The organism is Pseudomonas sp. CBS, from assembly GCF_024734645.1.
GTDB lineage: Bacteria > Pseudomonadota > Gammaproteobacteria > Pseudomonadales > Pseudomonadaceae > Aquipseudomonas.
The window spans coordinates 134,284-158,184 of sequence record NZ_CP102929.1; the positions used below are offsets into that span (position 1 = coordinate 134,284).

Annotated in this window: 22 protein-coding genes and 1 pseudogene; 14 read left to right on the forward strand and 9 right to left on the reverse strand. The window is 62.0% G+C overall.

Annotated elements, in window-relative coordinates:
• Positions 1-29 precede the first annotated feature (29 nt).
• From NVB75_RS00515 to nudC, 4 genes are all read left to right on the forward strand, one after another.
• Positions 30-731, forward strand: coding sequence for a response regulator transcription factor (locus NVB75_RS00515; RefSeq protein ID WP_003214048.1), 702 nt, complete (start codon positions 30-32; stop codon positions 729-731).
• A gap of 3 nt (positions 732-734) precedes the next feature.
• A complete protein-coding gene (locus tag NVB75_RS00520; RefSeq protein ID WP_258345329.1) occupies positions 735-2,033 on the forward strand; it encodes an ATP-binding protein in 1,299 nt (432 codons plus the stop codon).
• A gap of 256 nt (positions 2,034-2,289) precedes the next feature.
• Positions 2,290-3,102 (forward strand): crotonase/enoyl-CoA hydratase family protein, encoded by an 813-nt coding sequence (locus tag NVB75_RS00525; RefSeq protein WP_258345330.1) that lies wholly within the window; start codon positions 2,290-2,292, stop codon positions 3,100-3,102.
• A gap of 6 nt (positions 3,103-3,108) precedes the next feature.
• Positions 3,109-3,942, forward strand: coding sequence for an NAD(+) diphosphatase (gene nudC / locus NVB75_RS00530; RefSeq protein ID WP_008430294.1), 834 nt, complete (start codon positions 3,109-3,111; stop codon positions 3,940-3,942).
• Here nudC and NVB75_RS00535 read toward each other — a convergent pair.
• The 3 genes from NVB75_RS00535 to NVB75_RS00545 all read right to left on the reverse strand — a co-directional run bounded on the left by NVB75_RS00535 (position 3,910) and on the right by NVB75_RS00545 (position 6,770).
• On the reverse strand, positions 3,910-4,689 hold the full coding sequence (locus NVB75_RS00535) for a TSUP family transporter (protein ID WP_169388171.1): 780 nt from the start codon (positions 4,687-4,689) through the stop codon (positions 3,910-3,912). The genes nudC and NVB75_RS00535 overlap by 33 nt on opposite strands.
• Before the next feature lie 288 nt (positions 4,690-4,977).
• Positions 4,978-5,694 (reverse strand): phosphatidylcholine synthase, encoded by a 717-nt coding sequence (pcsA, locus tag NVB75_RS00540; RefSeq protein ID WP_258345333.1) that lies wholly within the window; start codon positions 5,692-5,694, stop codon positions 4,978-4,980.
• Between the two features lie 149 nt (positions 5,695-5,843).
• Positions 5,844-6,770: a class I SAM-dependent methyltransferase gene (locus NVB75_RS00545; RefSeq protein ID WP_258345334.1), complete on the reverse strand. Its 927-nt coding sequence runs from the start codon at positions 6,768-6,770 to the stop codon at positions 5,844-5,846.
• Positions 6,771-6,961: 191 nt separating this feature from the next.
• On the opposite strand from NVB75_RS00545, the gene mdeB reads away from it, so the two are divergent.
• The gene (gene mdeB / locus NVB75_RS00550) at positions 6,962-9,640 is read left to right on the forward strand and encodes an alpha-ketoglutarate dehydrogenase (RefSeq protein ID WP_258345336.1); all 2,679 of its coding nucleotides are present in this window, start codon (positions 6,962-6,964) and stop codon (positions 9,638-9,640) included.
• A gap of 171 nt (positions 9,641-9,811) precedes the next feature.
• On the opposite strand, the pseudogene NVB75_RS00555 reads toward mdeB, so the two are convergent.
• From NVB75_RS00555 to NVB75_RS00565, 3 genes and pseudogenes are all read right to left on the reverse strand, one after another.
• Positions 9,812-10,063: pseudogene (locus tag NVB75_RS00555) on the reverse strand (DUF1289 domain-containing protein); the annotation flags it as partial.
• A 176-nt stretch (positions 10,064-10,239) separates the two neighbouring features.
• On the reverse strand, positions 10,240-10,734 hold the full coding sequence (locus NVB75_RS00560) for a DUF1289 domain-containing protein (protein ID WP_258345337.1): 495 nt from the start codon (positions 10,732-10,734) through the stop codon (positions 10,240-10,242).
• Positions 10,735-10,751: 17 nt separating this feature from the next.
• Positions 10,752-11,651 (reverse strand): LysR substrate-binding domain-containing protein, encoded by a 900-nt coding sequence (locus NVB75_RS00565; RefSeq protein WP_258345342.1) that lies wholly within the window; start codon positions 11,649-11,651, stop codon positions 10,752-10,754.
• 97 nt (positions 11,652-11,748) lie between these two features.
• Here NVB75_RS00565 and NVB75_RS00570 point away from each other — a divergent pair, with 97 nt between their 5' ends.
• Together NVB75_RS00570 and NVB75_RS00575 are read left to right on the forward strand one after the other, a co-directional pair.
• Entirely contained in the window at positions 11,749-12,759 is a 1,011-nt protein-coding gene (locus NVB75_RS00570) for a zinc-binding alcohol dehydrogenase family protein (RefSeq protein ID WP_258345343.1), read from the forward strand.
• 86 nt (positions 12,760-12,845) lie between these two features.
• Positions 12,846-13,145 (forward strand): putative quinol monooxygenase, encoded by a 300-nt coding sequence (locus tag NVB75_RS00575; RefSeq protein ID WP_258345344.1) that lies wholly within the window; start codon positions 12,846-12,848, stop codon positions 13,143-13,145.
• Between the two features lie 45 nt (positions 13,146-13,190).
• On the opposite strand, the gene NVB75_RS00580 is transcribed toward NVB75_RS00575, so the two are convergent.
• On the reverse strand, positions 13,191-14,441 hold the full coding sequence (locus tag NVB75_RS00580; RefSeq protein ID WP_008432895.1) for a ribonucleotide-diphosphate reductase subunit beta: 1,251 nt from the start codon (positions 14,439-14,441) through the stop codon (positions 13,191-13,193).
• Positions 14,442-14,724: 283 nt separating this feature from the next.
• Here NVB75_RS00580 and NVB75_RS00585 point away from each other — a divergent pair, with 283 nt between their 5' ends.
• A complete protein-coding gene (locus tag NVB75_RS00585) occupies positions 14,725-15,201 on the forward strand; it encodes a GNAT family N-acetyltransferase (protein ID WP_258345345.1) in 477 nt (158 codons plus the stop codon).
• Positions 15,202-15,569: 368 nt separating this feature from the next.
• Here NVB75_RS00585 and NVB75_RS00590 read toward each other — a convergent pair whose 3' ends face one another.
• Positions 15,570-16,055: a GFA family protein gene (locus tag NVB75_RS00590; protein ID WP_258345346.1), complete on the reverse strand. Its 486-nt coding sequence runs from the start codon at positions 16,053-16,055 to the stop codon at positions 15,570-15,572.
• A gap of 34 nt (positions 16,056-16,089) precedes the next feature.
• Entirely contained in the window at positions 16,090-17,001 is a 912-nt protein-coding gene (locus tag NVB75_RS00595; protein WP_258345347.1) for a LysR family transcriptional regulator, read from the reverse strand.
• Positions 17,002-17,265: 264 nt separating this feature from the next.
• Here NVB75_RS00595 and NVB75_RS00600 point away from each other — a divergent pair, with 264 nt between their 5' ends.
• From NVB75_RS00600 to dctP, 6 genes are all read left to right on the forward strand, one after another.
• Positions 17,266-18,084 carry a MaoC family dehydratase N-terminal domain-containing protein gene (locus NVB75_RS00600; protein ID WP_258345348.1) on the forward strand — a complete coding sequence of 273 codons (819 nt, stop codon included), beginning with the start codon at positions 17,266-17,268 and terminating at the stop codon, positions 18,082-18,084.
• A 31-nt stretch (positions 18,085-18,115) separates the two neighbouring features.
• Complete coding sequence (locus NVB75_RS00605; RefSeq protein ID WP_258345350.1) at positions 18,116-19,279, forward strand: acyl-CoA dehydrogenase family protein; 1,164 nt, start codon at positions 18,116-18,118, stop codon at positions 19,277-19,279.
• A 10-nt stretch (positions 19,280-19,289) separates the two neighbouring features.
• Positions 19,290-20,639, forward strand: a complete 1,350-nt coding sequence (locus NVB75_RS00610) for an MmgE/PrpD family protein (protein WP_258345351.1) — start codon at positions 19,290-19,292, stop codon at positions 20,637-20,639.
• A 9-nt stretch (positions 20,640-20,648) separates the two neighbouring features.
• Positions 20,649-21,845, forward strand: a complete 1,197-nt coding sequence (locus tag NVB75_RS00615) for a CaiB/BaiF CoA-transferase family protein (protein ID WP_258345353.1) — start codon at positions 20,649-20,651, stop codon at positions 21,843-21,845.
• A gap of 14 nt (positions 21,846-21,859) precedes the next feature.
• On the forward strand, positions 21,860-22,675 hold the full coding sequence (locus NVB75_RS00620) for a CoA ester lyase (protein ID WP_258345355.1): 816 nt from the start codon (positions 21,860-21,862) through the stop codon (positions 22,673-22,675).
• A 220-nt stretch (positions 22,676-22,895) separates the two neighbouring features.
• The gene (gene dctP, locus NVB75_RS00625) at positions 22,896-23,879 is read left to right on the forward strand and encodes a C4-dicarboxylate TRAP substrate-binding protein DctP (protein ID WP_258345356.1); all 984 of its coding nucleotides are present in this window, start codon (positions 22,896-22,898) and stop codon (positions 23,877-23,879) included.
• Positions 23,880-23,901: the final 22 nt, after the last annotated feature.

A 23,901-nucleotide genomic window follows, 5' to 3' on the forward strand; every position in this document is an offset into this window, starting at 1 on the left:
ACTCAGAAATTGTATTATTTGGAAATACCATGCCCAACATTCTTCTGGTGGAAGACGACGCCGCGCTCTCCGAATTAATCGCCAGTTACCTGGAACGCAACGGCTATCACGTCAGCGTGCTCAGCCGTGGCGACCATGTGCGTGAGCGCGCGCGGCTCAATCCGCCGGACCTGGTGATCCTCGACCTGATGCTGCCGGGCCTCGACGGGCTGCAGGTCTGCCGGTTGCTGCGGGCCGACTCGGCCACGCTGCCGATCCTGATGCTCACCGCCCGGGACGACAGCCACGACCAGGTGCTGGGCCTGGAAATGGGCGCCGACGACTACGTCACCAAACCCTGCGAGCCGCGGGTATTGCTCGCCCGTGTACGGACCTTGCTGCGCCGCAGCAGCCTCACCGAACCCCAGGTGGCCAACGACCAGATCCTGATGGGCAACCTGTGCATCGACCTGTCGGAACGCACCGTGACCTGGCGCGACCAGCCGGTTGAGCTGTCCAGCGGTGAATACAACCTGCTGGTGGTGCTGGCCCGGCACGCCGGCGAGGTGCTCAGCCGCGACCAGATCCTGCAACGCCTGCGCGGTATCGAATTCAACGGCACCGACCGTTCGGTGGACGTGGCGATTTCCAAATTGCGGCGCAAGTTCGACGACCACGCGGGCGAGGCGCGCAAGATCAAGACCGTGTGGGGCAAGGGTTATCTGTTCAGCCGTTCCGAGTGGGAATGCTGAGCCATGTTTCGCGTCCTGATTCGGCTGTACCTGATCACCATCGTTACCTTCGCCGCTGCGATCTACCTGGTGCCCCGAGCGGTGATCCAGCTGTTTGAACACCGATACATGAGCTACAACATCGAGCAGTCCCGGGGGATGCAAAGCCTGATCGTCAAGGAATACCAGCGGGTGCCCATGGAGCAGTGGGCCAATGTCACCGTGCGCCTGTCGGCGGATTTTGCCCCGCTCAAGGTGCAACTGCTGCGCATCCAGGACGCCAGCTACACCCCGGAAGAACAGCGCCTGCTGGAAAAGGACCAGATGGTGGTGCGCCTGGGCGAGTGGGGCTGGGCGGACGACGTCAGCTCGCCGCTGGACGATCAACTGGTGGTCAAGGTCTCGGTCCCGCCGGACCCGCTGGACATGAACCTGTTGTACTGGAGCATGAACGTGCTGATCGGAGCGGCGCTGCTGGCGTGCCTGCTGTTCTGGCTGCGGCCCCACTGGCGCGACCTGGAGCGCCTGAAAAACACCGCCGCGCAACTGGGGCAAGGCAACCTTGCGGCGCGCACAAAAATCCCCCCCAGCTCCAACATCGGCAGCCTGGCAGCGGTGTTCGACACCATGGCCAACGACATCGAACAGCTGCTCAATCAACAACGCGATTTGCTCAATGCGGTCTCCCATGAACTGCGTACCCCACTGACGCGCCTGGACTTCGGCCTGGCGCTCGCGCTGTCCGACGACCTCCCAGCGGCCAGCCGCGAGCGGCTGCAAGGGCTGGTGGCGCACATTCGTGAGCTGGATGAGCTGGTGCTGGAGCTGCTGTCTTACAGCCGCCTGCAAAACCCGGCACATACACCCGAGCGGGTGGAAGTGGTACTTGACGAGTTCATCGACAGCATCCTGGGCAGCGTCGACGATGAACTGGAAAACCCGGATATCGTGATCGACGTGGTGCTGGATTGCGCGGTTGAACGCTTCACCCTGGACCCGCGCCTGACCGCCCGGGCCCTGCAAAACCTGCTGCGCAACGCCATGCGCTATTGCGAACGACGGATTCAGGTGGGAGTGAAGGTGTGCCCCAAGGGCTGTGAGATCTGGGTCGATGATGACGGCATTGGCATCCCGGTTGACCAGCGGGAGCGGATCTTCGAGCCGTTCTACCGTCTGGACCGCAGCCGTGACCGCGCCACCGGCGGGTTTGGACTGGGCTTGGCCATCAGCCGCCGGGCGCTGGAGGCCCAAGGCGGAACATTGACGGCCCAGGCTTCACCATTGGGTGGCGCACGCTTCCGCCTCTGGCTGCCCACATCATGATGCCATCGCGCCAAACCTGTGGCGAGGGAGCTTGCTCCCGCTGGGCCGCGAAGCGGCCCCAAACCCAGCCATCGAATTCTGCCTGAAGAAATGCGTTGCCTTGGTTGGGGCTGCTGCGCAACCCAGCGGGAGCAAGCTCCCTCGCCACATAGGCCCAGCTCAGTCCCGAATTTGGCGTTTGCACAGCCTTACCCCCTCTCACGGTGCCTTGTTATAGTTCGGCCCTTATTACAGCCGCCAGTCAAGGATCACTGCCATGTCCGAATACCAAGCCTTTGTCGTCGAACTCAGCGGCAACGTCGCCCATGTGCAGCTCAACCGCCCGGAAAAGATCAACGCGATGAACGCGGCGTTCTGGACCGAGATCATCGATATCTTCCAATGGGTCGAAGACACCGACGCGGTGCGAGCCGTGGTCATCAGCGGCGCCGGCAAGCATTTCTCCTCCGGCATCGACCTGATGATGCTGGCCTCGGTGGCCAATGAATTCGGCAAGGACGTAGGCCGTAACGCGCGCCTGCTGCGGCGCAAAATCCTCGAACTGCAAGCTTCCTTCAACGCGGTCGACAACTGCCGCAAGCCGGTACTCGCGGCGATCCACGGCTACTGCATCGGCGGCGCCATCGACCTGATCAGCGCCTGCGACATGCGCTACGCCGCCGAAGACGCGCAATTCTCCATCAAGGAAATCGATATCGGCATGGCCGCCGACGTCGGCACCCTGCAACGCCTGCCGCGCATCGTCGGCGACGGCATGCTCCGCGAACTGGCCTACACCGGCCGCCAATTCGGTGCCGAAGAGGCCCGCAGCATCGGCCTGGTGAATCGCGTGTACAGCGATCACCAGAGCCTGTTGGCGGGAGTTATGGAAATCGCCCGGGAAATTGCCGCCAAATCCCCGATCGCGGTCACCGGCACCAAGGCGATGATCAGCTACATGCGTGACCACACGATCAATGATGGCCTGGAATACGTTGCCACCTGGAACTCAGCTATGTTGCAATCCAACGACCTGCGCGTGGCCATCGCGGCCCATATGAGCAAGCAGAAACCCGACTTCGTGGATTGACTGAACATGACCCCAGGCTGGATTACCACAACGCTGCTGGACAACGACGCCCCGGGCGGCTGGGCCGTGGCCCGCAGCCGTGAAGGCTTTTTACACGACCAGAACGGCCCGCTGTTTCCCCGGGAATGGCTCAAGCGCCAGGACCTCTCGGTGTTTGCCGAGCATGGCATCGGCCATCTGGACGGCGAGCCGGTGTACCTGCTGGAGCTCAATAGCCCCGCCGATGTACCGGGTTGCGGCTGGCAGGGCCTGCGGGCGTTCATGCTGCAAGGCGACCACACGCTGTACAAAGTCCTCGGCTACGCCGCGCAAATCGGCACCTGGGCCCGTGAACACCGCTTCTGCGGCAGCTGCGGCCAGGCGATGGTGCAGGTGCCACGGGAGAGGGCGATGTTCTGCCAGGCCTGTGACCTGCGCAGCTACCCGCGTATCTCGCCGAGCATGATCGTGCTGGTGACCCGTGGCGACGAGATCCTGCTGGCCCGTTCGCCGCGCTTTGTCACGGGTGTCTACAGCACCTTGGCGGGGTTTGCCGAGCCGGGTGAGTCGGCCGAGGACTGCCTGATTCGCGAAGTGCGTGAAGAAGTGCAGGTGGAGGTCAAGAACATTCAGTACATGGGCAGCCAATGCTGGCCGTTCCCGCACTCGATGATGCTGGGCTTTCACGCCGAGTACGCCGGCGGCGACATCGTGCCCCAGGCCGACGAAATCGAAGACGCGCAGTGGTTCAACATCCATGAACTGCCGCCGTTGCCGGCGTCGCGCTCGATTGCGCGCTACCTGATCGACCTCTACCTGGCCCGTCGCTTAGGCCACGCTGAACCAGTGCTGCCAGGCTAGGCGCACCGTCAGGCCGAGCACGACGGTGATGAACACCGGGCGAATGAACTTGGCGCCGCCGCTGATGGCGCTGCGTGCGCCAAAGAACGCACCGCACATCACCGACACGCCCATGCACAGGCCGACAATCCAGTCTACCGAACCATTGAAAATGAACACCGTCAGCGCCGCCGCGTTGCTGACGAAGTTCATGCTGCGCGCCACGCCACTGGCTTTTACCAGGTCGATGGGGTGCAACAGCATGGTGCTCACGGTCCAGAAAGCCCCGGTGCCAGGACCGGCCACGCCATCGTAGAAACCCAGGCCGAAGCCTTGGGTGGATTGCCATTTCTTCTTGATCGGCGCGTCGTTATCCAGCGCCGCCTTGGGCGTGCCGCCGAACAGCAAATACAAACCGCAGCCGAACACAATCACCGGGAGCATCTTGTTCAGGGTTTCGGCGGGCAGGTAATGGGCGACGACGGCGCCGGTGAGTGCGCCGATCAGCGTGCCGACGATGGCATGCACCCACTGGCGCGGATGAAACAGCTTGCGCCGGTAGAAGGTAAAGCTGGCGGTGGCCGAGCCGAAGGTGGAGCTGAGTTTGTTTGTGCCCAGCACCAGGTGCGGCGGCATGCCGGCAGTCAGCAGGGCAGGCGTGGTGAGCAGGCCGCCACCGCCGGCGATGGCATCGATGAAACCGGCGATAAAGGCAACCACGGCGAGGATCGCCAGGGTGGTGAGGTCAACGCTGAGTTCGAAGGGCATGGGCAAGACTTAATCGGCAGGGCGCAGCAAGGGCTGCGCGAAAGGCCGGTATCTTACCGATTAGCGTGTGGGCCTGCGACTATGATCGTTCCCACGCTCCGCGTGGGAATGCCGCCTTGGACGCTCCGCGTCCTGCTGCCGCGAGGGTGACGCAGAGCGTCACGGGATGCATTCCCAATGTGGGAGCGGGCTTGCTCGCGAATGCGGTGGATCAGCCACTCTATCCGGTGACTGACACTGCGCATTCGCGAGCAAGCCCGCTCCCACATTTCAACCGTGCCCGCTTGGCTATTTATGTGTTTCGACCCACTCCAGTGCGGTACGCCAGATGCAGATCCCCAGGAAGTACGCCGACATCAGCAACCACAGGCCCAGCGTCAGGCGATTGGTGTACGGGAAATCAATCACCAGCAGCAGGCTGCACAACAGCCAGATGGTGGTCACTGCGATATTGAGCGGCATGAAGCGCTTGACCCGGAACGGGTGCAGGAACTTCATCGGCGTGACGGTCAGCAACGCCAGGCCGATCACGGTGAGCAAGGTGACCCAGGCTTCCGGCTGGATGATATAGACGCACAGCGCCACCACGTTCCATGCGGCGGGGAAGCCGACGAAGTAATTGTCCTTGCTCTTCATGTTGACGTTGCAGAAGCAGAACAGCGACGACACCAGAATCACCGACACCGTAAACAACGGGGTGAAGTCCGGCAGGGCGATATAGCGATAGATAAACAGCGCCGGAATAAACACGTACGTCAGGTAATCAATCACCAGGTCCAATACCGAGCCATCGAAGCTGGGCAGCACCGTTTGAACGTTCACCCGTCGTGCGAGGGAGCCGTCTACCCCGTCCACGATCAGGGCCAGGCCCAGCCACAAGAGGCAGGCCTTGGGCTGGTTGTCGAGCAGTGCCAGGGTGGCCAGGAAGGCCAGTACTACGCCGGTCGCGGTAAAACCGTGGGCGCCCCAGGCCTTGAGACGGGCTACATGCAGGGTCGATATCACAGGGGCGTTCTCCAAAAGGTGAAACAGGGCAGCCGACGGGGTAACACCGTCGAATCTGGCCAGAGTGTGCAGGTATCGACCGGGAAGGGTGGGATAAGGTTCACCACCCGGCGTAATGGTAAGCGTAGCAAGCGTAGGACGTTTCGGCATCAGCCTTGGCGAAACACCAGCGCTTTTAAGCCGCTTTGCGGGTCGATATCGGGAAATTCCGGCGGGTTTTCCAGCCGTTGCTCAAAGCGCAGGCCAGGTGCTTCGCGGGTTACGCCGTCGATCAGGAAGTCTTCGCCGAACGCCGGGTCGTTCATGCACGCCAGCACCGTGCCCTGGGCCGTGAGCAAATCCGGCAGGCGACGCAGTACGCGCTGGTAGTCCTTGGTCAGCAGGAAACTGCCTTTCTGGAACGAGGGCGGATCGATGATCACCAGGTCGTACGGGCCACTGTTGGTGACCTTGGCCCAGGACTTGAACAGGTCGTGGCCGAGGAAGGTCACCTTGCTCAGGTCATGACCGTTCAGGCGGTGATTGTCGCGACCCCGGCTCAGGGCGCCTCGGGCCATGTCCAGGTTCACCACATGCTCGGCGCCGCCTTCGATGGCGGCCACTGAGAAGCCGCAGGTGTAGGCAAACAGGTTCAGCACCCGCAGGCCTTGAGCCTGTTCACGCACCCAGTTGCGGCCATAACGCATATCGAGGAACAACCCGCTGTTCTGTTTTTTGCCCAGGTCGATGAGGTAGCGCAGGCCGCCTTCGGTAATGGTCAGTTCGTCAACGACCTCGCCCAGCAGCCACTCGGTAGTGCTTTGCGGCAGGTAACGGTGTTGCAGCGCCACGGTGTGAGCGCCGTAGGCCGACCAGTCGATATGCACCAGCATCTGCTTCAACGCTTCAAGTTCCGCGGCGTCAGGCTCCTTGAACAGCGAGACCAGCACCACACCTTGCAGCCAATCCACCGTCAGTTGCTCCAGGCCCGGCCAGCAGCGGCCACGCCCGTGAAACAGGCGCCGGGTCTCGGTGGAGACGGTTTGCAGGGCGGTCAGCAAGTGGGTGTGCAGCGTGGCGAGTGCGTCTGGGTTCATCGGGCAGCGTCGGTCATTGAGCGGGCGGCATTTTAAACACAATTGCGGGGTTTTCGGGGCTTCAAGCACAACGTGCTTTGAATTCGTCGATTGGCAGTGATTTGTGCTCAAAAGGCTGCGAGAGGCTGCGTATAACAGTCAAAAAATCCCCTGGCGCCGACATAAACTGGAAAAAAAGCCCGGAGGTGCCCATGAACGGTTTCGCGAACGCAGTGAGTCAGACAGCGATGGACCAGGAAGAACTGGCCGAATGGCGCGATGCCCTGGCCTCCCTGGTAGCCAACGCCGGGCCGGCGCGGGCGCAGGAGATCCTCGACATGCTGGCAGAGGCCGGCGGCGCGCCGCACATCGCCTGGAAACCCCGGCACGGCACGCCCTATATCAACAGCATCGCCGTGGAGCAGCAACCACCGTTCCCCGGCGACCTGGCCACCGAAGAGCGCCTGGCCTCCGTGGTGCGCTGGAACGCCCTGGCCATGGTGGTGCGCGCCAACCAGGCGTATGGCGAACTGGGCGGGCATATCGCCAGCTACGCCAGCGCGGCCGATTTGTTCGAAGTGGGCTTCAACCACTTCTTCCGTGCGCGCAACGACAGTTTTGGCGGTGACCTGGTGTTCTACCAGCCGCATTCCGCCCCGGGCATCTATGCCCGCGCCTTCCTTGAGGGGCGTTTGAGCGAGGCTGACCTGGCCCACTATCGCCAGGAAATCGGCGCCGGCAAGGCGGGCGCCCGTGGCCTGTCCAGCTATCCCCATCCGTGGTTGATGCCGGACTTCTGGCAATTTCCCACCGGTTCCATGGGCATTGGCCCCATCAGCTCGATTTTCCAGGCGCGGTTTATGCGCTACCTGCAGCATCGCGGCTTGCAGGACACCACCGACCGCCACGTATGGGGCGTGTTCGGCGACGGCGAGATGGACGAGCCGGAAAGCATGTCGGCCCTGACCCTGGCTGCCCGTGAAGGCCTGGATAACCTGACCTGGGTGGTCAACTGCAACCTGCAACGGCTCGACGGCCCGGTGCGTGGCAACGGGCGAATTATCGACGAGTTGGAAGCCTTGTTCGCCGGTGCCGGCTGGAACGTGATCAAGCTGGTCTGGGGCTCGGACTGGGATGCCTTGCTGGCTAAGGATGCTGACGGCTCGCTGGTGAGCACCTTGTCGCAGACCGTGGACGGACAGTTCCAGACCTTCGCCGCCAAGGACGGCGCCTACAACCGTGAGCACTTCTTCGGCCAAAGCGAGGCGCTGTCCAAACTGGTTGAAGGCATGAGCGACGAGCAGATCGACCGCCTCAAGCGCGGCGGCCATGACATGGTCAAGATCCACGCCGCCTATCACGCCGCACGCCGGGTCACCGGCAAGCCCACGGTGATCCTGGCCCAGACCAAAAAAGGCTTCGGCATGGGTGAAGCCGGGCAGGGCAAGATGACCACTCACCAGCAGAAGAAGCTCGACCGCGAGGCGTTGATCGCCTTCCGCAATCGCTTCCAGTTGCCGCTGTCGGATGAGCAGACCGAGTCCCTGAGCTTCTACAAACCGGCTGAAGACAGCCTCGAAATGCGCTACCTGCACCAACGCCGTGCCACCCTCGGCGGGTATGTGCCGAGCCGTGGCCAGCAGGCGCCTGCGGTGAGCGTTCCGCCGGTGTCGGGTTACGCTGCGTTTGCCACCCAGGCGGACGGCAAGGAAATGTCCACCACCATGGCCTTTGTGCGCATGCTCACCAACCTGCTCAAGGACAAGGCCCTCGGCCCGCGTATCGTGCCCATCGTCGCGGATGAAGCGCGCACCTTCGGCATGGCCAACCTGTTCAAGCAGATCGGCATCTATTCCAGTGTCGGCCAGCGCTACGAGCCGGAAGACATCGGCTCGATCCTCAGCTACCGCGAGGCCACCGACGGGCAGATCCTCGAAGAAGGCATCAGCGAAGCCAGCGCCATCAGCTCCTGGGTCGCGGCAGCCACCAGTTATTCGGTGCATGGCCTGCGGATGCTGCCGTTTTACATCTACTACTCGATGTTCGGTTTCCAGCGCGTCGGCGATCTGATCTGGGCCGCGGCCGATCAGCGTGCCCGTGGCTTCCTGCTGGGCGCCACTGCCGGGCGCACCACCCTGGGCGGCGAAGGCTTGCAGCACCAGGACGGCAGCAGCCACCTGACCGCGGCCACCGTGCCCAATTGCCGCGCCTACGACCCGGCGTTCGCTGGCGAATTTGCGGTGATCCTCGACCACGGCATGCGCCAGATGCTGGAGCACGATGTGGACGAGTTCTACTACGTGACCCTGATGAACGAAAACTACCCGCAGCCGAGCCTGCCGGCAGGCGTCGAAGCGGCGATCATCAAAGGCATGTACCGGCTCAGCGGGCAGCCCGATGGCAAGGTTCGCCTGCTCGGCTCGGGCACGCTGGTGCGTGAAGCCCAGGCAGCGGCGCAGTTGCTGGCGGACGATTGGCAGATTGACGCTGAGGTCTTCAGTGTCACCAGCTTCAGCGAACTGGCCCGGGACGCCCGTGAAGCGGAGCGCTGGAACCGCCTGCACCCGCAACAGCCGGCGCGGCGCAGCCACCTGGCGGACTGTTTGCCCAAGGGCGCACCGGTGGTGGCGGTGTCTGACTATGTAAGGGCGGTGCCGCAGATGATTGGGTCGTACGTGGATTCGGCGTACACCGTGCTGGGGACGGATGGTTTTGGTCGCAGCGATACCCGGGCCGCGTTGCGGGATTTCTTCGAGGTGGACCGCCATCACATCGTGCTGGCTGCGCTGACGGCGTTGGCGGAGCAGGGGAGCCTGGAGCGGGGCGTGTGTCAGCAGGCGATCGAGCGGTACGCATTGCAGACCGATCGCGAAGCCCCCTGGAAACTCTGATCCCCCCCCGTAGCAGCTGTCGAGCCTTAGCGAGGCTGCGTCAGCGGTGTATCAGACATACCGCGAACGCAGCCTCGCCTGAGCTCGACAGCTGCTACGAGCCTTAGCGAGGCTGCGTCAGCGGTGTATCAGACACACCGCAAACGCAGCCTCGCCTGAGCTCGACAGCTGCTACGAGCCGAAAGTGGCGATCAACGGCGGCCCAAACGATTCTCGCAGAAACCCCGGCGCGATATACCGCTCGTAATGCGCCTCGGACAACAGAAAAAACTCCCGGTCAATCGCATCCCGCAAATCGGTCAAATTCCCCTCGCGAAACTCCGGCAACAGCGCCAACCCATACGCATCCAGCTTCGAAATCACCCGCGCACCCCGGGCAATCAACTGATACGCCCAGCAATACGGCGACTGGAGAGGCACAAAATCTGATCCACTCCGTAGCAGCTGTCGAGCCTTGGCGAGGCTGCGTCAGCGGTGTATCAGACACACCGCAAACGCAGCCTCGCCTGAGCTCGACAGCTGCTACGAGCCTTAGCGAGGCTGCGTCAGCGGTGTATCAGACACACCGCAAACGCAGCCTCGCCTAAGCTCGACAGCTGCTACGAGCCGAAAGTGGCGATCAACGGCGGCCCAAACGATTCCCGCAGAAACCCCGGCGCGATATACCGTTCGTAATGCGCCTCGGACAACAGAAAAAACTCCCGGTCAATCGCATCCCGCAAATCGGTCAAATTCCCCTCGCGAAACTCCGGCAACAGCGCCAACCCATACGCATCCAGCTTCGAAATCACCCGCGCACCCCGGGCAATCAACTGATACGCCCAGCAATACGGCGACTGGTGAGGCACAAAACGGATCTTGCGGTCTTCCAGTTGCTGGCGCAGGCGCTGCGGGTCCAGCACCTGCAGCTTGCTGGTCATCACCTGCACCAGCAGGTGTTCCAGGCGCAGCCACACCGCCTGTTTCTCCTCGGCGTTGTAGCCGTTCCACTGAATCACCTCATGGTGATAACGCTTGCAGCCCCGGCATACCAGGTCTCCGTAAACGGTGGAGCACAGGCCGACGCAGGGTGTCTTGATGGTTTGATTGGGCATAAATAACGACTGCTTTTCTAATCCATGACAAAAGGGGGGATGGTGCTGAACCGTTCGCTCAACCACTGGTGAAACTGGGTGACGGCACGCGAAACCTGCCCTCGGTGGGGGCAGGCGAAGCTCAGGGGGTAAATATCGCCGGGGTGATCAGGCATCAGCACCATGAGCCGGCCGGCGTGCACATCGGCGCTGATATCCAGCCAGGATTTGTAGGCGATACCTTCACCCGACAGTGCCCAGCGCCGCACCACGTCGGCGTCGTCGCTGAACAGCGGTCCGGCGACTTGCACCGTCTGCGCGCCAAGTTGCCAGCGATCATGCAGGCGACCGTTTTGCAGGTAGGGCAGGCACGTGTGGCGCAGGAGATCGTCAGGCACCAACGGCGTGCCATGGCGCGCCACATAGTCCGGCGACGCAACCAGCACCCGGCGGTTCAATGGCACCAGGGGCAGGGCTATGTAATTGGCGTCCTCGTTAAAGCCGTAGCGGATGGCCACGTCCACCGGGTCGCGAAACAGGTTGCTGACTTGGTCGGAGAGCAAAAAACGCACGCACAACGCAGGGTGCAGGCGCCGAAACTCCGTGAGCCACGGCAGCAGGAGATTGCGCCCCAGGTCCGACGGTGCGGCGATCTGTAGCGTGCCGCGCAGCGGCGCATGCTCACCGCGCAGGTTTTCCCTGCCTTGCTCCAGGTGTTCGAGCACTGACCGAGCGGTGGGCAAGTACTGTTCGCCTTCAGCGCTCAGGCGCAGGCTGCGTGTGGTGCGAGTAAACAGGCGCACCTCCAGCTCCCGCTCCAGGCGCTTGATGGCGGCCGCGACCTGCCCCGGCAGCAAGTCGGCTTCGACCGCCGCAGCGGTAAAGCTGCCCAGGGCGGCGCTACGCAGAAATAGCCCGAGATCATCGATACGGATCATTTTCACTCCAGAAGTGAAAGTGTTGCTGCATTGTGTCGATTTTTCTTTGTAGTGGGAAAGGTAAAGATGCGCGCAACCCCATCACTAATGAGTTGCCATGAAAGCCATCACCTTTACCGACCACGGTCTGCCCATCGAGGATCCGCGCTCCCTGCAAGACGTGAACATCCCCCAGCCTGTCCCCGGTCGCAGGGATCTGTTGGTGGAAGTCGAGGCGGTTTCGGTCAACCCGGTGGACACCAAAGTCCGCGCCGGCACCTTCGCCCGGGAGCCGAAAGTCCTTGGCTGGGACGCGGCCGGCACAGTGCGTGAGGTCGGCTGCGAGGTGAGTTTGTTCAAGCCCGGCGACAAGGTGTACTACGCCGGGTCGTTGACCCGTGCGGGCAGCTACAGCGAACTGCAGGTGGTTGACGAACGCATCGTTGGGCACAGGCCGCAGTCGTTGAGCGCTGCTCACGCGGCTGCGCTGCCGCTGACCTCGATCACTGCCTGGGAATTGTTGTTTGATCGCTTGGGCGTCAGTGAGCGCGGTGGCGCCGGTGATGCACTGTTGGTGGTCGGCGCTGCGGGCGGGGTGGGTTCGATGTTGGTGCAACTCGCGCGCACATTGACGGATATGACGGTGATCGGCACTGCCTCGCGTCCGGAGAGCGTCGACTGGGTCAAACGTATGGGCGCGCACCATGTGATCGACCACGGCCAGCCGCTGCTGGAGCAGTTGCAGGCACTGGGTGTCGGGGAGGTCAGTCATGTGGTGAGCCTCACGCATACCGAGGAATACCTGACGCAATTGATCGAAGTACTACGCCCGCAGGGTCGCCTAGGGGTGATCGATGATCCGCGCAGCCTTGATGTGATGCCGCTCAAGCTCAAGTCCTTATCCCTGCACTGGGAGCTGATGTTCACTCGCTCGCTGTTCGAAACCCCGGACATGGTCAAGCAGCATCATCTGCTCAATCGAATTGCCCAACTGATCGATCAGGGCATCTTGCAAACCACCCTGGGTGCGCATTTCGGCGCTATCAATGCCGCGAATATGCGCAGTGCCCATGCCTTGGTCGAAAGCGGCAAGGCCCGGGGCAAAATCGTCCTCGAGAGTTTCCGATGAAAACACTGACCCTATGGCTGTGCGCGTTATTGATCACGGCATGTTCCAGCCAGCATTCGACACGTTTCCCAACCGGAGCCACCACCATGCAAAAACCCTTGATCTCCATCGCCGTACTCAAGGCCAAACCCGGCAAGCAACAGGCGCTCAAGGAAGGCTTGTTGTCGCTGGTGGAGCCTACGCGGACGGAACCCGGCAACCTTGACTATGTGTTGTTTGAACTGCGGGACGAACCCGGCACGTTCTACATGCGTGAAGCGTTCAAGGACCAGGCGGCACTCGATGCGCATTTTGCGACGCCGTACTTTCAGCGGTTTGCCGCAACGGCGGATGATTTGCTCAGCGAGCCGTTGAAGCTGATATTTCTAGAGCAAGTCTCGAACTGAACATGGCCCATGGGCCGCCGTTCCGCGGTCCATGGGCCATGGATGTCAGTCCCAGCTCAGCGCGCCGCCGGTCTGGTACTCGATTACACGGGTCTCAAAGAAATTCTTCTCTTTCTTCAAGTCCATGATTTCGCTCATCCACGGGAACGGGTTGGTGGTGCCTGGGTATTCTTCTTTCAAACCGATCTGCGACAAACGACGGTTCGCGATGAACTTGAGGTAGTCCTCCATCATCGCCGCATTCATGCCCAACACGCCGCGTGGCATGGTGTCGCGAGCGTATTCAATCTCCAGCTGAGTCCCTTGCAGGATCATCTGGGTCGCTTCTTCCTTCATCTCGGCATCCCACAAATGCGGGTTTTCGATTTTGATCTGGTTGATCACATCGATGCCGAAGTTCAGGTGCATCGACTCGTCCCGCAGGATGTACTGGAACTGTTCCGCCACGCCGGTCATTTTGTTGCGACGGCCCATGGACAGGATCTGGGTGAAGCCGCAGTAGAAGAAGATGCCTTCCAGGACGCAGTAGTACGCGACCAGGTTGCGCAACAACTCTTTATCAGTCTCGACAGTGCCGGTTTCGAACTTCGGATCGGAGATCGAACGGGTGTACTTCAAGCCCCAGGCAGCCTTTTTGGCGACCGATGGAATCTCGTGGTACATGTTGAAGATCTCGCCTTCATCCATGGCCAGCGATTCGATGCAGTACTGGTAGGCGTGGGTGTGGATCGCTTCTTCGAAGGCCTGGCGCAGGATGTACTGGCGGCACTCCGGGTTGGTGATCAGGCGGTACACGGCCAGTACCAGGTTGTTCGCGACCAACGAATCCGCAGTGGAGAAGAAGCCGAGGTTGCGCATCACGATGCGGCGTTCGTCGTCGGTCAGGCCTTCGGGGTTTTTCCACAGGGCGATGTCGGCGGTCATGTTGACCTCTTGCGGCATCCAGTGGTTGGCGCAGCCGTCGAGGTATTTCTGCCAGGCCCAGTCGTATTTGAAGGGTACGAGTTGGTTGAGGTCGGCGCGGCAGTTGATCATGCGCTTTTCGTCTACGGCGACGCGGGCAGCGGAACCTTCCAGCTCGGCCAGGCCTTCGGCGACGTCGAGTTTGTCGAGGGCGGCCTTGGCGCGGATGATCGCGGCGGAGTCGCTGGCGGTCACGTTGCGCGCTTCAAGGGCAGCGGCAGCGCCGGCGCCGTCGAGGCGGTCCATGTTGGCTTCGGTGGCGTGGCCGGCGTTGGCGCCTCGGATGACTACGTCGCCAGTGTCTGGTTGATCTGCTTCATCCCAACTCAGCATTGAATTGCTCCTTCCTGGTCCGTTTGACGGCGTGGGCTTCGATTCACCCAGCGTGTTCAAAAATGTGCGTTTTGCAGGCTTCAAGGCATTGAAATACAGCTCACAGTGTGGTCGGTATTCAGCGTTCTTGCACACTATGTAGTGGTTGTCTGTGTTTGTGGGCACACTATATGGGGTGTGATAACGATGGTCAACGCACAAGATGAACGGTCTTGAGTGGCTGGCATGACGCGGGTCAGCTATAAAGGCCGGGATCATTGACCCGAATCAGGACCTCAAAGGAATGAACAATCTGCTGATCCGCGCCGCCCGTCTGGAAGACGCCGAGGGCATTTTCCAGGTGCATAAAAACTCCGTCGAAACCCTCTGCAACGCCGATTACGGCCCGGACCAGATCAGCATGTGGCTCGACGGCCGCTCGCCCGAGACCTACCGCGAAGCGATCGTCGCCGGAAACTTCTGGCTGGCTTGCACCGATACGCTTCAGGGCTTCGTGGAAATCGACGGCCATGAAGTCAGCAAACTGTTTGTCCGGGGTGACGTCGCCGGGCAGGGGATGGGTGCCCGATTGCTGCTCGAAGCACTGCAACGGATCGGAGCTGCCGGCCATTCCAAGGCGTACCTGGAGGCGACCCTCACCGCCGAGAAATTCTATGCCGCGTTCGGCTTTCGCAAGATCGGCGAGGGCACCTTCAGCCGGGGCAACAGCCCGGTGTCCATCGAGATCATCAAGATGGAGCGATTGTTCCAGGGGGCATGACCAAAACGCACGTCAAGCAACCAAAAGGTCCTTGCTTAACCACTCGGTACCTCGCCCGCTCACGGCCATCGTTGTGAGCGTTAAAAGCAGAGGCAAGATCCAGAGCAAAAACAGATCTGCTTTTCTGTGGGAGCGGGCTTGCTCGCGAAAAACCTTAGAGCGCCGCGTTCATCCAGAATGCCCGCGTCATCGTTAACGACCTTCGCGAGCAAGCCCGCTCCCACATTTGGACCGTGCCCGCTTTAGCTTTTGATTGTGCTCTTCAACACTCAAGCCGGCCGGTAGGCCGCTGTGCTCTTGCTTTTGATCTTGATCTTAGGCGCCTCGTTAACTAAGCCGCCGTTACCTAGATAACGGATATACCCCCATCAACCCAGCCCCAACCGTCCATGCCACTGGGCAATCGACTCCTGCGGATACTCCTCAAACTCCAGATCCCCCGGCCGCACACTCACCTCAACCCAAGGTGCCTTCGACCCCAACATCAAATGCGTATGCTCCGGCGGCACCGGTAACGGCGTATCAATCGCCGAAGCAAACGGATGAATCAACTCCGGCCACTCCGGACTGAACAACCACAACCCCGACCCACACCGCGAACAGAAATGCCGCTCAGCCGTACTCGCATGCGCCCGGCTATCCCCCGGTCCTTTCATCCGCGCGTGATAAACCGAAATCAACTTACGCCCCCGCACCTTGAGGCTCTTGGCATCCCCCCCAAGGTTGATCGCATACCCGCCACCCCCTTGGGTCTTGCGGCAAATCGAGCAATAACACCGCTGATAAGGGTAGGGATGAGCACTCTCAAGACTGAATGTAACCGCGCCGCAATGGCAGGAACCTTCAAGCTGCATGACCGGATCTCCTTCGCAAAAGGTGAACGTTAGCTTAGGCGCCCGGCAACCGAGGCGGTTCCATCTCGGGCATCAAGGTCGCGATCAACGCACGAATGGTGCCGGGCAGCGCCTCCAGCTCCCGCACCAGAATACTGCGCTCGCGCACCGCCCAAACCTCATCCAGTTTCACCGTCACCAACTGCATGGTCCGGCTGTGCCGCACCGCCGCCGATTCAGGAATGATGCCGATCCCGACACCAGCCTCGACCATCCTGCAGATCGCTTCGAAACTCGACATCTGGATCCGCAACGACAGATGCTTGCCCAACCGCTCCACATGCTCACGCAGGAAACTCAGCAACGTGCTGCCGTCATGCAAGCCGATATGCTGGTAGGCCAGGGTTTGCTCCAGTGTCACCGAAGGCTGGCCCGCCAGCGGATGCCCCACGGGTACCGTCAACACCAGGTGGTCGGTGCTGAAATGCAGCACCTGCAACCCCGATGCTTCCACGGGCCCGGCGATGATGCCCATGTCGCTGGTGCCGTCGAGCACGCCTCGCACGATGTCTCGTGACAGCCGCTCCTGAAGGTCCACGGTGACGCCAGGGCGCGCGGAAAGAAAGCCAGCCAGCACTTCCGGGAGAAACTCGGTCACGGCGGTGGTGTTGGCAAAAATGCGGATATGCCCGGCCGAGTCGATGCCGTATTGGGTGAACTCGCTTTTCAGGTAGTCCACCTGACGCATGATCAACCGCGCATGGTGCAACAGGCGTTCGCCCGCCGGGGTGATCTCCACACCACGGCTGTCGCGGTACAGCAGGCGTGTGTCGAGCTGGCCTTCCAGGGCCTTGATCCGCGCACTGGCGGCGGCCGGGGAGAGGAACGCGCGCTTGGCGCCCTGGGTCAGGCTGGGGGATTCGGCGATATGGATAAACAGGCGTAAGTCAGCCAGATCGAAGTGCATGGAAGGCTCCGGGGGCAGCGACGAAGAACCCATGTGGGAGCTGGCTTGCCTGCGATAGCGGTGGGCCAACCAAAGCAGTGTTGACTGACAGGGCGCTATCGCAGGCAAGCCAGCTCCCACATTGATCATCCGGGTTCTTGAGATCTTTTTAGGGGCAATGGCGTTCAGCATAGCCGAACGCTGCTTTATTGAAATGCAAATTCTCAGAACGGCCAAGGCCCAGCATGATCCGGCTCAGATTCCCTGCCCGAGGACATGCACCTGATGAGCGCCACAGACTGGATCGGCCGTAGCGAAACAGCCCACGACCACTTGAGCCACAACCTGCTCAAACGCATCGCCGCCACCTTCGGCGAGGCGGTACCCGCAGATGGCGAGGCGGTTCCGCCGTTGTGGCAATGGTGTTTTTTCCAGGACCCGCTGCCCGAATCCGCCCTGGGCGGTGACGGCCATCCGGCCCGTGGTGGGTTCCTGCCACCGGCGGATAACCGCAATCGCATGTGGGCCGGCGGGCGCATCGAGTTCTTCCATGGGTTGCGCGCCGGTGAGGCTGCCACCCGCGTTTCGACCATCACTCAAGTGGAAGAAAAAACCGGTCGCACCGGCTCGCTGCTTTTCGTGACCGTGCGCCACGACTACTCCCAGGACGGTCGCCTGGCCATCCGCGAGGAACAGGACATCGTCTATCGCGAACCCACGCCGCCCAAGCGGGGCAGTGGTGATGTATTACCCGAAGGCGACTGGCGCGAAGCGGTCGACCCGACGCCAACCCTGCTGTTCCGCTACAGCGCCGTGACCTTCAACGGCCACCGCATTCACTACGACTACCCCTATGTCACCGGCACCGAAGGTTATTCGGGGCTGGTGGTGCACGGTCCGCTGATCGCCACCTTGAGCCTGCGCGCGTTTTGCCGCGCAAATCCGGCGGCCACGTTGCGCCGTTTTTCCTATCGCGGCGTGCGGCCGTTGATTGCCCCGCAACCCTTTGAAGTCGGCGGGCGTATCACTGCGCCGGGCGTGGCCGAATTGTGGGCGGGCAACGCTGACGGCCTGGCCCAGCGCGCCGAACTGCATTTCGAATAAACCTCCAAGAACAACAGGCGGAGAGCCGTTAATGAACCCGAATGACAACGAAGAACTGAATGCCATCCGCGAAGGCGTCCGCGCACTGTGCGCCGAATTCGACGCCGCCTACTGGCGCAAGGTCGATGAAGAAAAGGGCTTTCCGGAAGCCTTCGTCAAGGCCTTGACTGACGCCGGCTGGCTGTCGGCAATGATCCCCGAAGCATACGGCGGCTCCGGCCTCGGGTTGGCGCAAGCCTCGGTGATCCTGGAAGAAGTGAACCGCTGCGGCGGCAACTCCGGCACCGTCCATGGCCAGATGTATAACATGTTCACCTTGCTGCGCCACGGCAGCGAAGCGCAGAAAAGCTTCTACCTGCCCAAGCTCGCCAGCGGCGAATTGCGCCTGCAATCGATGGCCGTGACCGAGCCCACCACCGGCACCGACACCACCAAGATCAAGACCACCGCCGTCAAACGTGGCGACAAGTACGTGATCAACGGCCAGAAAGTCTGGATCTCGCGGGTGCAGCATTCCGACCTGATGATCCTGCTGGCCCGCACCACGCCGCTGGCGGAGGTGAAGAAAAAATCCGAAGGCATGTCGATCTTCCTGGTGGACCTGCGGGAAGCCATCGGCAACGGCCTGACCGTGCAGCCCATCGCCAACATGGTCAACCACGAGACCAACGAACTGTTCTTCGACAACCTGGAGTTGCCGCTGGACAGCCTGATTGGCGAGGAGGGCAAGGGCTTCCGCTACATCCTCGACGGCCTCAACGCCGAACGCACCCTGATTGCCGCCGAGTGCATCGGCGACGGCCGCTGGTTTATCGAGAAAGCCAGCGCTTACGCCCGTGACCGCGTGGTGTTTGGCCGGCCCATCGGGCAGAACCAGGGCGTGCAGTTCCCGATTGCCGAAGCGCATATCGAGATCGAAGCGGCCGACTTGATGCGCTGGCGTGCCTGTGAGGAATACGACAGCGGCGCCAACGCCGGGGCCAGCGCGAACATGGCCAAGTACCTGGCGGCCAAGGCGTCCTGGGAAGCCGCCAACGCCTGCCTGCAAACCCACGGCGGCTTCGGGTTTGCCTGTGAATACGACGTGGAGCGCAAGTTCCGCGAGACCCGTCTGTATCAGGTCGCGCCGATCTCTACCAACCTGATCCTGTCCTACGTGGCCGAGCATTTGCTCGAGCTGCCACGCAGCTTCTGAGGGCCCGACCATGAGCCACACCCAAGCGCTGTGCCGGTTCCTCGCGGAGTTGAGTTACGAGCAATTGCCGGACGACGTACTCGCCCGCACCGAAGACCTGTTCCTCGACTGGCTCGCCTCGGCGCTGGCCAGCCAAGGCGCGCATCCGATTCCGCTGTTCGAGCGTTATGCCCGCAGGATGGGCCCGGCCAATGGCCCGGCGCAGATCATCGTTAACGGCGGCAGCAGCAGTGCCTATTTCGCCGCGCTGGTGAACGGCGCGTCGTCGCACCTGGTGGAGCAGGATGACTTGCACAACAGCTCAGTCTTGCACCCGGCGACCGTGGTGTTTCCTGCTGCATTTGCGGCGGCGCAAGACCTCGGAAAGTCCGGTCGCGAACTGCTGTTGGCCTCGGTGGCCGGTTACGAGGCCGGGATTCGCATCGGCGAATTCATGGGCCGTTCCCACTACCGGATCTTCCACACCACGGCCACCGTCGGCACCCTCGCGGCGGCTGTCGCGGTGGGTAAATTGCTCGACTTCAATCAAGAGCAATTCATCAATCTGCTGGGCAGTGCCGGCACTCAGGCGGCCGGTCTTTGGGAGTTCCTGCGGGATGCCGCCGACTCCAAGCAACTGCACACCGCCAAGGCGGCCGCTGATGGTTTGTTGGCGGCGTATTTGACGGCGGATGGGCTGACCGGTGCGCGCAATATTCTGGAAGGTGATCAGGGGATGGCGGCGGGCATGTCCACCGATGCAGACCCCAGCAAACTCTCGGATCGCCTCGGCAGCCGTTGGGCGCTGCTGGAAACCTCGTTCAAGTTCCACGCTTCGTGCCGCCACACTCATCCAGCGGCCGATGCGCTGCTGGACCTGATGCAGCGCGAAAGTCTCGGCCATGAGCACATCACCCGTGTGGAAACCCGCGTCCACCAAGGCGCCATCGACGTATTGGGCCGGGTAACGCGGCCGCAGACCGTGCACCAGGCCAAGTTTTCCATGGGCACCGTGCTGGGGTTGATCGCTGTACATGGCAAGGCCGGGCTGACCGAGTTTCACGAGCTGGCGCTCAACGACGCAGACGTATCGGCATTTCGCGACAAGGTCAGCATGACCCTCGACGCCGAGGTCGACGGGGCTTATCCGCAGCGCTGGCTGGGCCGGGTGATTGTCACCACGGTCGACGGTCGCGTGCTGCACGGCGCCATCGACGAGCCCAAGGGCGATCCCGGCAACACCCTGACCCGTGCAGAGCTGGCCGACAAATTCCAGCGCCTGACCCAATTCAGCGGCGCCCGCACGCCCGCGCAAACCACCGGGCTGATCGAAAAGGTCTGGGATCTGCGCAACGCCACGTCCCTGGCTCACTGGCTTTAAGGAATCGTCATGACTGCTAATCAACGACCGTTGGACGGCATCACCGTCGTCAGCCTGGAACACGCGATTGCCGCACCGTTCTGCACCCGCCAGTTGGCTGACCTGGGCGCCCGCGTGATCAAGATCGAACGCCCGGGCGCCGGTGACTTTGCCCGAGGCTACGACGAGCGCGTGCGCGGCCTGGCCTCGCATTTCGTGTGGACCAACCGCTCCAAGGAAAGCCTGACCCTGGACCTCAAGCACGACGATGCCGGGGACATCCTGGAAACCTTGCTGGCCAACGCTGATGTGCTGGTGCAGAACCTGGCACCGGGCGCCGCGGCGCGCATGGGGCTGTCATTTGAGGCACTGCATAAGCGCTTCCCGCGCCTGATCGTCTGCGACATCTCCGGCTATGGCGAAGGCGGACCTTACGAGAAAAAGAAAGCCTACGACCTGCTGATCCAGAGTGAAGGCGGCTTCCTCTCGGTCACCGGCGGCCCGGGTGAGGACCAGATGGCCAAGGCCGGCTGTTCCATCGCCGATATTTCCGCCGGGATGTACGCCTACAGCGGCATCCTCTCGGCGCTGCTGCTGCGGGGCAAGACCGGGCAGGGCAGTCGCATTGACGTCAGCATGCTGGAAAGCCTGGTGGAGTGGATGGGCTACCCGATGTATTACGCCTTCGACGGCGCACCCCAGCCACCGCGCGCGGGTGCGGCGCATTCGACGATTTACCCCTACGGGCCGTTTCCCACCGGCGACGGCGGCACGGTGATGCTCGGTTTGCAGAACGAACGGGAGTGGGCGGCGTTTTGCGACAAGGTGCTGCTCACGCCGGAGCTGGCCACCGACGAGCGTTTCTCGGCCAACTTCAAGCGCTCGGAAAACCGCGACGTGCTGCGCCAGATCATCGTCGACCGCTTCGCGCAGATGAGTGCCGAAGCCGTGATTCAGCGCCTGGAAGACGCGCAAATCGCCAGCGCCCGGGTCAACGATATGCAAGGCGTGTGGGACCACCCGCAGCTCAAGGCCCGGGACAGCTGGCGGGAAGTCGACAGCCCGGCGGGCAAGTTGCCGTCGTTGCTGCCACCGGCGCGCAATGCCGCGTTTACCCCGCGCATGGACGCAGTGCCGGGGCTGGGGCAGCACAGCCAGGGGATTCTGGACCAGTTGGGTTACTCCGCTGAAGCCATCGACAGCCTGCGTGCACGCGGCGTTATCTGATAAGGAATTGAGCGATGCCAACTTCTCTTGTGCGCTCTGCGCTGTTTGTACCGGGCAGCCGGCCGGAACGTTTTGCCAAGGCCTTGGCCAGTGGCGCCGATGCGGTGATTGTGGATTTTGAAGACGCGGTGGAAGAGCCGCTAAAGCGTCAGGCTCGGGACAACCTCGGGGCGTTTTTGCAGGCGACGCCGGATGCGCGGGTGTGGGTGCGGATCAATGCGCCGGAGCATGCCGAGCATTTTGCCGATGTGGCGTTCTGTCAGGCCCATGCCGGGGTGGCGGGGGTGTTGCTGCCCAAGGTTGAAAGCGCGGCCCAGGTGGCCGTGGTGGCTGCAACGGGCAAAGCCATCTGGCCGATTATCGAAAGTGCGCGGGGCTTGCTGGCTGTGGCGGAAATCGCTCATGCACCGTTGGTGCAGCGCTTGTCATTCGGCGGACTGGACCTGGCGCTGGACTTGAACCTGAGTAGCGGCTCCCCGGCCGCCCAATTTGCCCTGGACCAGGCCCGCCTTGCCTTGATCGTGCATTCCCGCGCCGCCGGGCTGGTGGCGCCACTGGACGGCGTGCACCCGGCCATCGACGACCCCGAAGGCCTGCGCCGCGCGATTCGGCATGCCTATGAAATGGGCTTTGCCGGCGCGTTGTGTATCCATCCCAAGCAAGTGGCGGTGATTCACCAGGCGTTGGCCCCCAGCGCCGAAGATTTGGCGTGGGCCAAACGGGTGGTGGAAGCCGGTGCCCATGGGGCCGGGGCCTATCAACTGGATGGGCAAATGGTGGATGCACCGGTGCTGCTGCGGGCCCAACGATTATTAGCCGCGCAACCGTAGAAATGTGGGAGCGGGCTTGCTCGCGAAAGCGGTGGGTCAGCCAGTGCATCAGGTGACTGGCACACCACTTTCGCGAGCAAGCCCGCTCCCACATTGGATCTATTGTTTGCGAAGTCGGCGTTCGTCCACGCCGAACGCAGGTATCTAAAATTCGAAATTCTCTATACGCGTGACATCAGGCACCTTGCCCTATAACACAACAATAAGAAGGTGATTTTCCATGCTCAAGCTTTCTCGGGCGCTGCTCTGCGCCGCCACCTTGTTTGCTGCGGGCCTGGCCCAGGCGGCCGACCCCATCGTGATCAAGTTTGCCCACGTCGTCGCGGAAAATACCCCGAAAGGCCAGGGCGCGTTGCTGTTCAAGAAGCTCGCTGAAGAACGCCTGCCTGGCCGGGTGAAAGTCGAGGTGTACCCGAACTCCTCGCTGTTCGGCGACGGCAAGGAAATGGAAGCGCTGCTGCTGGGGGACGTGCAGATGCTGGCGCCATCCCTGGCCAAGTTTGAGCAGTACACCAAGCAAGTACAGATCTACGACCTGCCATTCCTGTTCAACGACTTGGCGGCGGTCGACCGCTTCCAGGCGGCCCAGGGCAAGGCGCTGCTGACTTCAATGCAAGACAAGAACATTCTCGGCCTGGCCTATTGGCACAACGGCCTCAAGCAGTTGTCGGCGAACAAGGCATTGCGTGAGCCCAAGGATGCCCGTGGCCTGAAGTTCCGCGTGCAAGCCTCCAGCGTGCTGGAAGAGCAGTTCAAGGCGATCCGCGCCAACCCGCGCAAGATGAGCTTCGCCGAGGTGTACCAGGGCTTGCAGACCGGCACCGTCAACGGCACCGAGAACACCTGGTCGAACTATGAAAGCCAGAAGGTCAACGAAGTGCAGAAGTACTTCACCGAGTCCAACCATGGCCTGATCGACTACATGGTGATCACTAATGCCAAGTTCTGGAACGGCCTGCCGCCGGATGTGCGCACCACCCTCGACCAGATCATGGTTGAAGTCACCGTCGAGGTGAACAAGCAGGCCGAAGCGCTGAACCAGTCGGCCAAGCAGAAGATCATCGACGCCAAGACCAGCGAAATCATCGAACTGACGCCCGAGCAACGCCAGCTGTGGCGCGAAGCCATGCGCCCGGTGTGGCAGAAGTTCGAAGGTGAAATCGGTGCCGACCTGATCAAGGCGGCCGACGCGTCGAATCAGTAATGGCCGCACTTGATCGTTCCCA